This is a genomic window from Streptomyces sp. NPDC005566, assembly GCF_040605575.1.
Classification (GTDB): Bacteria; Actinomycetota; Actinomycetes; order Streptomycetales; family Streptomycetaceae; genus Streptomyces.
Genome location: NZ_JBEXDB010000035.1, coordinates 25,820 through 38,060, shown reverse-complemented (window position 1 = coordinate 38,060; position 12,241 = coordinate 25,820). Strand labels below are relative to the sequence as shown.

The following is a 12,241-nucleotide window of genomic DNA, read 5'->3' as shown; positions in this document are numbered from 1 at the left end:
TGCGGGAGTTCCAGTGCCGCGACCCGTCCCAGACCCCACACCGCCGCGAGGTCCGGATTGCCGAGCCGGTCCGAACCGCCCACGGACACCGCGCCCCGCGTCAGCACCCACAACGGGGCTGCCACCGCACCCAGCCCCTGCACCACGGCCAGCGTCTCCGCCCACCCCGACGCGGACAGCACCACACCCGCCACATCAGGCAGCCCCGACACCTCGCCGGCGGGGACACCGACCACGGTCGCGCCCGCGGCCTCCAATGCGGCGGACACCTCGGGGTCCTCGGTGCCGACGACCGCCCATACCCCGGTGAGGACCGCCGACGACGGCAGGCCGTCCAGCGGCTTCCATGTGACCCGGTAGCGCCACGAGTCGAGCGTCGACTGTTCCTGGTGGCGCTGTCGCCACGCGGACAAGGCCGGCAACGCCGACTCCAGACCGGCGAGTTCCTCCAGGTCCTCGCGCTCCACCGCGTCCCAGAACGCGGCATCCACCAGGTCGCCACCGCCGCTTCCCGCAGCAGCCGTCACCGAAAGCTCCGGCCAGAACCGCTCACGCTGGAACGCATACGTCGGCAGATCAACTACCGTGCCGCCCCAGCTGCCGAACGCCGCAGGCCAGTCGACAGCGACTCCGGACGTCCACAGTCGGGTGATCGCGGTGAGCGCGGTGTCGGTCTCATCGCGGTCCTTGCGCAGGACGGGAATGAACTGGGCTTCGGTGGCGGTGTCCTGGGCCATGGCCGACAGGACTCCGTCCGGGCCGAGTTCCAGGTACCGCGTCACACCCATCGCTTCGAGCGCCGTTACGGCATCGGCGAAACGCACCGGCTGCCGCACCTGGCTCAGCCAGTACTCCGGCTGCTGCATGACACCGGGTTCGGCGACGGTTCCGGTCAGATTGGAGACGATCGGGATGTCGGCCGGGTGGAAGGTCAGGCCGGACAGGACGCTCGCGAAGTCGTCCAGCATCGGCTCCATCAGCGCGGAGTGGAACGCGTGCGACACCGACAGCACGTTGAACCGCAGGCCCCGGGCGGCGCATTGGGCCGCGTAGTACTCGATGGCTTCGGTGGTACCGGACAGGACCACGGAGTTCGGGCCGTTCACTGCCGCGATGTCCAGGCCGGAGTCGGCGACGTCGGCTTCGGTGGCCTCGACGGCGAGCATGCCACCGCCCTCGGGCAGCGCCTGCATCAGCCGACCGCGCTCGGCGACCAGGACGCACGCGTCGTCCAGGTCGAGGATCCCGGCCACGTGCGCTGCGGTGATCTCGCCCAGGGAGTGGCCCAGCAGCACGTCCGGGGTGACGCCCCACGACTCGACGAGCCGGAACAGGGCGACTTCTAGGGCGAACAGGCCGGCCTGGGCCCAGACGGTGTGGTCCAGGTCGACGCCGTCGGCCAGTACCTCGCGCAGTGGGCGTTCCAGGCGTACGTCGAGCCGGGCGCAGACCGCGTCGAAGGCTTCCGCGAACACCGGGAACCGCTCGTACAGCCCCAGCCCCATGCCCGCGCGCTGCGAACCCTGGCCGGTGAACAGGAACGCGGTACGGCCCTCTCGCGCGATACCGGTGGCGAGTGTCGTGTCTCCGGCCAGTACCGTGCGGTGCTCCAGGGCGGCACGCGTCGTCGCCAGCGACCAGCCGACGTCCACCGGATCCAGTTCCGGACGCTCCGCGGCGAACGACCGCAGCCGGTCCACCTGCGCCTGCAGAGCGGGCTCGGACTTCGCCGACACCACCCACGGCACCAGCCCGGGACGCGTCACCGACGGCTCGGCCACCGGCTCCCGCTCGACGGACTCCGGAGCCTGCTCCAGGATCACATGCGCGTTGGTACCGCTGATGCCGAACGAGGACACGGCCGCTCGGCGCGGACGGTCCGCCTCGGGCCACGAACGCGCCTCGGTCAGCAGTTCCACCCCGCCCGCCGACCAGTCCACCTGGGGGGTCGGCTCATCCACATGGAGCGTCGCCGGGAGCACGCCGTGGCGCATCGCCATGACCATCTTGATCAGGCCCGCGACGCCTGCCGCGGACTGCGCGTGCCCGATGTTCGACTTGACCGAGCCCAGCCACAACGGCTCACCGCCGTCGCGCCGCTCCCGGCCGTAGGTCGCCAGCAGCGCCTCCGCCTCGATCGGGTCGCCCAGCCGCGTCCCCGTGCCGTGGGCCTCGACCACGTCCACGTCGGCGCCCGTCAGCCGGGCGGCGGCCAGCGCCTGACGAATCACCCGCTGTTGCGAGGGACCGTTCGGCGCCGTCAGACCATTACTCGCACCGTCCTGGTTGATCGCACTGCCCCGTACGACCGCAAGGACCTGATGGCCGTTGCGCCGCGCGTCCGACAGCCGCTCCACCAGCAGTACTCCGACGCCCTCGGACCATCCGGTGCCGTCCGCAGCCGCCGCGAACGACTTGCACCGGCCGTCGTCGGCCAGACCCAGTTGCCGGGAGAACTCCACGAACGCGGTCGGGGTGGACATCACGGTCGCCCCTCCGACCAGGGCCAGGTCGCACTCTCCCCTCTGCAGGGTCTGGGCTGCCAGGTGCAGGGCCACCAGCGACGACGAGCACGCCGTGTCCACCGTGACCGCCGGGCCCTCCAGCCCGAAGGTGTACGCGATGCGGCCGGACAGGACCGAGGCCGAGTTCCCGGTGCCGCGATGGCCCTCGGTGTCCTGCTCTCCGCTCGCAAGGATGCCGACGTAGTCCTGGCCGCTGGTGCCGACGAACACGCCGGTCCGGCTGCCGTGCACGGCGCGGGGTGACATCCCGGCGCGCTCGAACACCTCCCAGGACACTTCGAGGAGCAGCCGCTGCTGCGGGTCCATTGCGAAGGCCTCGCGTGGGGAGACGGCGAACAGGCCGTTGTCGAAGTCCGCCGCGCCGGTGACGAAGCCGCCTGCCCAGGAGGCCGCGGCGGACGGCTCGGCCTGAGGCCAGCCCCGGTCGGTGGGGAGGCCGGTCACGGCGTCCACACCGTCGGCGACGAGCCGCCACAGGTCCTCGGGCGAGGCGACCCGGCCCGGGTACCGGCAGCTCATCGCCACGATGGCGACAGGCTCGTCGCCGGTGACGCTCGCAGGGGCGGAGGGCTCGTCACCGGAGGGCCGCATGCCCAGGAGCGTGGTGCGCAGCCGGGCGGCCAGAGCCTGTGGCGTGGGGTGGTCGAAGACCAGGCCTGAGGGCAGAGGGAGCCCTGTTTCCGCGGTGAGACGGTTGCGGAGTTCGACCGCGGTGAGAGAGTCGAAGCCGAGATTCTTGAACGGGGCGTCCGCCGCGATCTCGGTATGGCCCCGGTAGCCCAGGACGGCCGCGATGTGGCGCCGGACGACGTCCAGCAGGAACCGGAGTTGCTCGTTCTCCGGCTGGGCGGCCAGCGTTCGCACGAGCGGGGACGCGTCGCCCTGCTCGGCCGCCGAGGCCGCTTCGAGGACCGGCCGGGCTTCGGGGATGTCGTCGATGAGCGGGCGCGCGCGGCCGACGGTGAAGGCCGGTGCGAACGCCGCCCACTCCACGTCGGCCACGGTCACGCAGGTGTCGTCGGCCCGGAGCGCCTGTCCCAGCGCGGCCACGGCCAGCTCCGGGTCCATCACGCGAAGCCCGCGACGACGGAGCAGTGCCGCCATCTCGGGCCCGCCGGCCATCCCGGCGCCGGCCCAGGCGCCCCACGACACCGCCGTGGCCGCCACGCCCCGGGCCCGCCGGGTGACCGCCAGCGCGTCCAGGAAGGCGTTCGCCGCGGCGTACGCCGACTGGCCGCCGCTTCCCCACACCCCGGCGATCGAGGAGAAGAGCACGAAGAAGTCCAGCGGCGTGTCCTCCAGCACCTCGTCCAGGCACATCGCGCCGCCGACCTTGGCGGCCACGACTCGTGCGAAGTCGTCGACGCAGGCGGTGTCGAGGGGGGTCACATCGCCGGCGCCTGCCGCGTGTACGACCCCGGTCAGTGACGATCCGGCCGGAACCCGCTCCAGGGCCCGCCGTACGAACTCCCGGTCGGCGACGTCACCGGCCAGAACCGATGCCGTCGCACCCAGCACCGCCAGCTCGGCGACCAGTTCGTCGGCCCCGGGCGCCTCGTGCCCCCGCCGGGACAGGAGGATCAGATGCTCGACCCCGGACCTCGCCAGCCAGCGTGCAACCTCGGTGCCGAGCGCACCTGTGCCGCCCGTGACGAGAACGGTTCCCCGGCCGCGCCATGCGCCGTCCGGCCCGCCCGGAGCGAAGCCGTCGGCGGCACCGGCCCGCACCAGCCGCCGGGCGTACACCCCCGGACCCCGGACCGCGACCTGGTCCTCGGCACCCGATGCCAGGGCCGCGACAAGTCGCGAGCCCGCGGCGTCGTCGAGCGTCGCGGGCATGTCGATGAGACCGCCCCACAGCGCGGGCAGCTCCAGGCCGACCACCCTGCCCAGACCCCACACCTGCGCCTGGCCGGGGTGCTCCGGCCGGTCCGACCGGCCGACACCGACCGCGCCGGAGGTCACCGTCCACAACGGCGCCGTGAGTTCGAGGGCACTCATCGCCTTCACCAGCGCGACCGTCAGCGCGGCCCCCACGGGCAGGACCGTGCCGGGCAGGAGCCGGTCGTCGAGGCCGGTCAGCGAGAGCACTCCGGACGGCCGCGCACCGTCGAGGACCTCGCGGACGCGGCCGGCGAGCCGTTCGTGGTCGGTGTCCTCCTCGCCGACAGCGAGCTGGACGACCTGCGCGCCGGCGGTGCGCAGCCGGGCGCCGAAGTCATCGGCCGCTCCGGACGTGACGACGAGCCAGGTTCCGTCGAGCGACTCGCCGGAGGGCAGGTCGACGGGCTTCCAGACGATCCGGTAGCGCCACGAGTCGAGAGTCGACCGTTCCCGGCGTTGCCGCCACCACGCCGACAGCGCGGGCAGCGCCGACTCCAGACCCGCGAGTACCTCCAGGTCCTCACGTTCGACCGCGTCCCAGAAGGCGGCGTCCGCCGACTGCCCACCGATCGCGTGCGTCGCGTCCTTCGGCCAGTACCGTTCCCGCTGGAAGGCGTACGTCGGCAGCTCGACCGTCCGACCGCCCCATCCGGCGAACACGGAGGGCCAGTCGATGTCGGCGCCGGAGGTCCACAGTCGGCCGATCGCGGTCAGGGCGGTAGCGGTCTCTTCGTGGTCCTTGCGCAGGAAGGGGATGAAATCGGCTTCGGTGGCGGTGTCCTGTGCCATGGCCGACAGCACGCCGTCCGGCCCGAACTCCACATGGCGTGTCACGCCCATGGCTTCGAGTGCCGCGAGGCCGTCGGCGAAGCGGACCGCCTGCCGCACCTGTCGCAGCCAGTACGCGGGTTCCTGCATCAGGCCGGGTTCGGCGACGGCTCCGGTGAGGTTCGAGACGACCGGAATCCGGGCAGGGCGGAAGTCCAGGCCGGCCAGGACGGTCGCGAATTCGTCCAGCATCGGTTCCATCAGGGCGGAGTGGAACGCGTGCGACACCGAGAGGATGGTGAACCGGCGGCCCCGCTCGGCGCACTCGGCCGCGTAGAGCTCGATGGCTTCGGTGGTGCCGGAGAGGACCACGGAGTTCGGGCCGTTGACGGCGGCGAGGTCCAGGCCGGAGTCGGTGACGTCGGCTTCGGTGGCCTGGACGGCGAGCATGCCACCGCCGGCCGGCAGGGCCTGCATCAGACGGCCGCGTTCGGCGACCAGGACGCACGCGTCGTCCAGGTCGAGGATTCCCGCGACGTGCGCGGCGGTGATCTCGCCCAGGGAGTGGCCCAGCAGCACGTCCGGGGTGACACCCCAGGACTCCGCCAACCGGAACAGGGCTACCTCGAGGGCGAACAGCCCGGCCTGCGCCCACATCGTCCGATCGAGGCCGGTGCCGTCGGTGAGGACCTCACGCAGCGGGCGTCCCAGCCGGGCATCGAGCCGTGCGCACACCGTGTCGAAGGCCTCAGCGAACACCGGGAACGCCTCGTACAACTCCAGGCCCATACCGGCGCGTTGCGAGCCCTGCCCGGTGAAGAGGAAGGCGGTCCGGCCCTCTCGGGCGATACCGGTGGCGAGCGTCGTGTCCCCGGCCAGCACCGCACGGTGCTCCAGCCCTGCCCGGTCGGTCGCCAGCGACCAGGCGATGTCCACCGGATCGAGCTCCGGACGCTCCGCCACGAACTCCCGCAGCCGGTCCACCTGCGCGTCCAACGCCGCCTCGGACTTCGCCGACACCAGCCACGGCAGCAGCCCGGGACGTATGACCGAGGGCTCGGTGACCGGCTTCGACTCGGTTGACTCCGAGACCTGTTCGAGGATGACGTGGGCGTTGGTGCCGCTGATGCCGAACGAGGAGACACCCGCACGCCGTGGCCGGTCCGCCGCAGGCCACGGGCGCGGCTCGGTGAGCAGCTCGACCCCACCCGCCGACCAGTCCACATGGTGCGAGGGCTCGTCCACGTGCAACGTCGCGGGCAGCACCTCGTTCTGCATCGCCATGACCATTTTGATCACACCCGCGACGCCCGCCGCGGACTGCGTGTGCCCGATGTTCGACTTCACCGACCCCAGCCACAACGGCTCACCGCCGTCGCCCCGTTCCCGGCCGTAGGTCGCCAGCAGCGCCTGCGCCTCGATCGGGTCGCCGAGCCGCGTACCCGTCCCGTGGGCCTCCACCACGTCGACGTCGGCGCCGGTGAGTCGGGCGTTCGCCAGTGCCTGGCGGATGACCCTCTGCTGCGACGGGCCGTTCGGCGCCGTCAGGCCGTTGGACGCGCCGTCCTGGTTGATCGCGCTGCCCCGTACCACCGCAAGGACCTGATGTCCGTTGCGCCGGGCGTCGGACAGCCGCTCCAGCAGCACCAGGCCGACGCCTTCGGCCCAGCCGGTCCCGTCGGCGGCGGCGGCGAACGACTTGCAGCGGCCGTCGGCGGCCAGGCCCTGCTCGACGCTGAAGGCCCCGAAGACGTCCGGGGTGGCGATGACGGTGACGCCGCCGGCCAGAGCCAGCGAGCACTCGCCGGCACGCAGCGCCTGACAGGCCAGGTGCATGGCGACCAGGGACGAGGAGCAGGCCGTATCGACGGTGACGGCCGGGCCGACCAGGCCGAACGCGTAGGCGACGCGGCCGGACAGGACGCTCGTGGCGCCGCCGGCCAGGGTGTAGGCCTGCCCGGCGTCGGTTGCCTGCAGGCCCATGCCGTAGCCGGACGGGGCCGCGCCGACGAAGACGCCCGTGCGGCTGTCCTTCAGCCGGGGCGGCAGGATCCCGGCGTGCTCGAACGCCTCCCAGGAGGTCTCCAGCAGGAGACGCTGCTGGGGGTCCATGGCCAGGGCCTCGCGCGGGGAGATGCCGAAGAAGCCGGAGTCGAACTGGGCGACGCCGTCGAGGAATCCGCCGGACGCGGCCTCGTCGGTCGTGTCCAGACGCCAGCCGCGGTCGGCGGGAAACGGGGTGACGGCGTCCCCGCCGGCGTCGACCAGGTCCCAGAGCTCTCCTGGTGACCGGACTCCGCCGGGGTAGCGGCACGCCATGGACACGATCGCGATCGGCTCGCGTGACGCCGCGGTGAGTTCGCGGTTCTCCGCCCGGAGCCGCTCCGTCTCCTTGAGAGAAGTACGCAGCGCCTTGACGTAGTCCTCGATGGAGGCGGCGGCCATTTCAAGCTCCTCGATCTGTCTGTACGTCCGACTCCGGATCGCCGAGAGCGAGCCTGAGCAGGCTCTCGCCGTCCATCGAGTCGATCGATTCCTGGATGTCCGGGTCCGCGTCCGTCCCGCCGTCCGGACTTTCGTCCGCGGCGAGCCGCAGCAGCGGGGCGATGAGGCCGGCGGCGGCCAGGCGGGCCAAGGGGATTCCCCGCAGGGCCCGGCGGATCGTCGCGGCGCGTTCCTCGTCGATCTCCTCGCCGCTGTCCGGGAACATCTCGGCCCGCAGCAGGCCGGCGACGGAACGCGCGCTGGGGTGGTCGAACAGCAGCGTCGTGGGCAGGCGCAGGCCGGTCTCCGCGGCCAGTCGGTCGCGTAGTTCGACGGCGCTGAGAGAGTCGAAGCCGAGGTCGCGGAAGGCCTTGTCGGCTGTCACGGCCTGGGGGGACGGGTAGTGCAGTACGTCCGCGGCGTGTCGCTGCACGACACCGACGAGAGCCGCTTCCCGCTCGTCGCCGGACAGGGTCGCGAGCCGGTCGCGCAGGCGGGCGGCGAGCGCGCCGTCCGGTTCGGTGGAGGCGGACGTCAGCTGTGCGACCTCGGGGATGTCGTGGATCAGCGGGCGTTCACGGCCGGCGCTGAACGCCGGGAGGAACGCCGCCCAGTCGACGTCGGCGACCGTCACGCATCCGTCGTCGGCGAGCAGTGCCGGGCCCAGCCTGCGAACCGCCGACCCCGGCGCCATCGCCCGCAGACCGCGGCGCCGCAGATACTCCGAGGCGTCTGCCCCGCCGGCCATCCCCTCGCCCGCCCACGGCCCCCAGGACACCGACGTCGCGACGGCGCCTCGTGCGCGCCGGTTGGTCGCCAGCGCGTCCAGGTAGGCGTTCGCGGCCGCGTAGGCGCCCTGACCGCCACTGCCCCAGACCCCGGCGATCGACGAGAACAGTACGAAGAAGTCCAGGGGTGTGTCCCCCAACGCCTCGTCGAGCAGACGCGCGCCCTCGGCCTTGGCGGCCATCACCCGCGCGAAATCCTCCGGGCCCGAAGATGCCAGCGGGGTCGGGTCGCCCACGCCGGCCGCGTGGATCACCCCCGAGGGGTGGTACCGGTCGACGACCGACCGTACGAACGCGCGGTCCGCGATGTCGCCCGCGACGACCGACACCGTCGCCCCGGCGCTCTCCAGCTCGGCCACGAGCCGGTCGGCGCCCGGCGCTGCCGGGCCCCGCCGCGAGACCAGGACCAGATGCCCGGCTCCGGACCGGGCCAGCCACCGTGCGACCTCGCGGCCCAGCCCTCCGGTGCCTCCGGTGATCAGCACGGTGCCGCGGCCCCGCCACTCTCCCGCAGGTACGCCGCCGGCGCGCGCCAGCCGCCGGACGAACGCGCCCGCCGGACGCAGCGCCACCTGGTCCTCGACGCCGGAGGCCAGGACCTCGGCGAGACGCTCACCCGAGGCGGCGTCGCCGACGTCGACCAGACCGCCCCACATCTCGGGAAGCTCGAGCCCCGCCACCCGGCCGAGGCCCCACACCTGCGCCTGGTCGGTGTCGACCGTCTCGCCGTCGTCGACGGCGGTGCCGCCGGAGGTGATCCACCAGACCGGCGCCTGGACGCCACTGTGCCGCAGTGCTTCCACGGTGGCCAGCATGCTGGTGACCGCCGCGGGCGGGACGGGGCCGCCGGTGCCGTCGCCGGCCGTCAGCCCGGCGAACGACAGCACACCGGTGGGCTCGTCGCCGTCCGCACATGCCTCGGCCACGCGCTCCCTGAGGCCTGCCGCGTCCGCCCGTACCGTGACGACGCGCGCGCCGGCGTCGGCGAGCGCTTGTACGCACCGTTCTGCCACTTCGGGGTGTTTCGTCGAGCCCGGCAGCAGCACCAGCCAGGTGCCGTCCAGTACCGGCGCGGACATGACGGGCTCCGCTGGTTTCCACCCCACGGAGTACCGCCACGGGTCCGCCGCGATGTTCACGGTCGGCTGCGGCCAGTATTGCTGGTGCTGGAACGCGTACGTCGGCAGGTCGACGACCCGGCCGCCCCGGTCGCCCCGGTCGGCGAACACGGCGGGCCAGTCGACGTCGGCGCCGGCCGTCCACAGCCGGCCGACCGCCGCCAGCAAGGTCTCGACCTCGCCCCGCCCCTTGCGGAGCACCGGCGCGAACACGCCGTCACCGACGGTCTCCCGGACCATGGCCGAGAGGACTCCGTCAGGGCCGAGTTCCAGGTACCGCGTCACGCCGAGGTCCCCCAGGGCCGCGACACCGTCGGCGAAACGCACCGGGCGGCGAACCTGGTCAAGCCAGTACCCCGGCTGTTGCATGGCGCCGGGTCCGGCGATCGCTCCGGTCAGGTTCGACACGACCGGGATCCGTGCCGGGTGGTACGTCAGACCTTCCAGCACGTCGGCGAATTCCTTCAGCACCGGTTCCATCAGAGTGGAGTGGAACGCGTGCGACACGGACAGCACGGTGGATCGGCGTCCTTGCTCGGCGCAGTGAGCCGCGTACCGCTCGATCACGCCGAGGTCGCCGGAGAGGACCACGGAGTGGGGGCTGTTGACGGCGGCGAGGTCCAGGCCGGAGTCGGCGACGTCGGCTTCGGTGGCGTGGACGGCGAGCATGCCGCCGCCTTCGGGCAGGGCTTGCATGAGGCGGCCGCGTTCGGCGACCAGGACGCACGCGTCGTCCAGGTCGAGGATCCCCGCGACGTGCGCGGCGGTGATCTCGCCCAGCGAGTGGCCCAGCAGCACGCCCGGGGTGACGCCCCAGGACTCCACCAGCCGGAACAGAGCGACTTCGAGGGCGAACAGGCCCGCCTGCGCCCACATCGTCCGATCGAGGGCGGTGCCGTCGGTGAGGACGTCACGCAGCGGTCGTTCCAGCCGGGCGTCGAGCCGTGCGCACACCGCGTCGAAGGCCTCCGCGAACACCGGGAACGCCTCATGCAGTTCCAGGCCCATGCCTGCGCGCTGCGAGCCCTGGCCGGTGAACAGGAACGCGGTTCGGCCCTCGCCCGCGACACCTGTGGCGAGCGTCGTGTCCCCGGCAAGGACCACGCGGTGTTCCAGCGCGGCCCGGGTGGTGGCCAGCGACCGGCCGACGTCCACCGCGTCCAGTTCGGGACGCTCAGCCACGAACTCCCGCAGCCGTTCGATCTGCTGCTGCAACGCGTCCGCCGACTTCGCCGACACCGGCCACGGCACCGGCACCGGAGTGGGACTCCCGCCACGCGTCGGCGCCGCCTCGACGGCCTGCGCGGCGGGAGGCTCCTCCAGAATGACGTGCGCGTTGGTGCCACTGATGCCGAACGAGGACACCGCGGCACGGCGCGGCCGGTCCGCTGCCGGCCATGCCCGGGGTTCCGTCAGCAGCTCCACCGCGCCCGCCGACCAGTCCACCCGCGGCGACGGGGCGTCCACGTGCAGGGTGGAAGGCAGCACACCGTGCCGCATGGCCATGACCATCTTGATCACGCCGGCGACGCCCGCCGCGGCCTGGGTGTGGCCGATGTTCGACTTGACCGACCCCAGCCGCAACGGCTCGGCGCCCTCGCCTCGCTCCTGGCCGTAGACCGCCAGCAGCGCCTGCGCCTCGATCGGGTCGCCGAGCCGTGTACCGGTGCCGTGCGCCTCCACGACATCCACGTCCGCGGGGGACAGGCGCGCGCTCGCCAGGGCGTCACGGATCACCCGCTGTTGCGACGGGCCGTTCGGTGCGGTCAGGCCGCTCGACGCGCCGTCCTGGTTCACCGCACTGCCCCGCACCACCGCGAAAATCCGACGGCCGTCGCGCAGCGCGTCCGACAGCCTCTCCACCAGCAGCACGCCGACGCCTTCGGACCAGCCCATCCCGTCGGCGGCAGCAGCGAACGACTTGCAGCGGCCGTCCGGGGCGAGGCCCTGGTCGACGCCGAACGCCCCGAACACCTCAGGGGTGGCCATGACGGTGACGCCGCCGGCGATCGCCAGGTCGCACTCACCGGCCCGCAGCGCCTGGCACGCCAGGTGCAGCGTCACCAGCGACGAGGAGCAGGCGGTGTCGACCGTGACCGCGGGGCCTTCCAGACCGAAGGAATAGGCGACGCGGCCGGACGCGGCGCTTCCCGCGGTGCCGGTGGCCAGGTACGCCTCGCTGCCGGCCGGCATCTCGCCCGCGCCGACCATGTAGTCGTGGTACATCTGGCCGACATAGACGCCGGTACGGCTGCCGCGCAGCGTCGTGGGGTCGACTCCGGCGGACTCCATCGCCTCCCAGGAGGTCTCCAGCAGGAGGCGCTGCTGGGGATCCGTGGCCAGGGCCTCACGCGGGGACATGGCGAAGAACGCCGCGTCGAACCGGCCGGCGTCGTGCAGGAATCCCGCCTCGCGGGGGCCGTCGGCCGGCAGCCGGCCGAGGTCCCAGCCGCGGTCGGCCGGGAAGCCGGACAGGCCGTCGCCACGCCTGTCGACGAGGTCCCACAGGCCGTCGGGCGAGGTGACTCCGCCGGGATACCGGCAGGCCATGCCCACGATCGCGACGGGCTCGCGCGTACGCTCGTCCAGGTCGCGGAGGTCCCGGCGGGCCTCACGCAGGTCGGTGGTCGCCTGCCGCAGGTAGCGCAGCAGCTCTTCGGTGGTGGCCATGTTC

At 72.9% G+C, this 12,241-nt stretch carries 2 protein-coding genes; both read right to left on the bottom strand.

The window, feature by feature from the left end:
• On the bottom strand, positions 1 to 7,622 hold a 7,622-nt coding region (locus tag ABZS61_RS33685; protein ID WP_356429973.1), incomplete at its 3' end, for a type I polyketide synthase.
• A 1-nt stretch (position 7,623) separates the two neighbouring features.
• The gene (locus ABZS61_RS33680; RefSeq protein ID WP_356429970.1) at positions 7,624 to 12,237 is read right to left on the bottom strand and encodes a type I polyketide synthase; all 4,614 of its coding nucleotides are present in this window, start codon (positions 12,235 to 12,237) and stop codon (positions 7,624 to 7,626) included.
• Positions 12,238 to 12,241 lie beyond the last annotated feature (4 nt).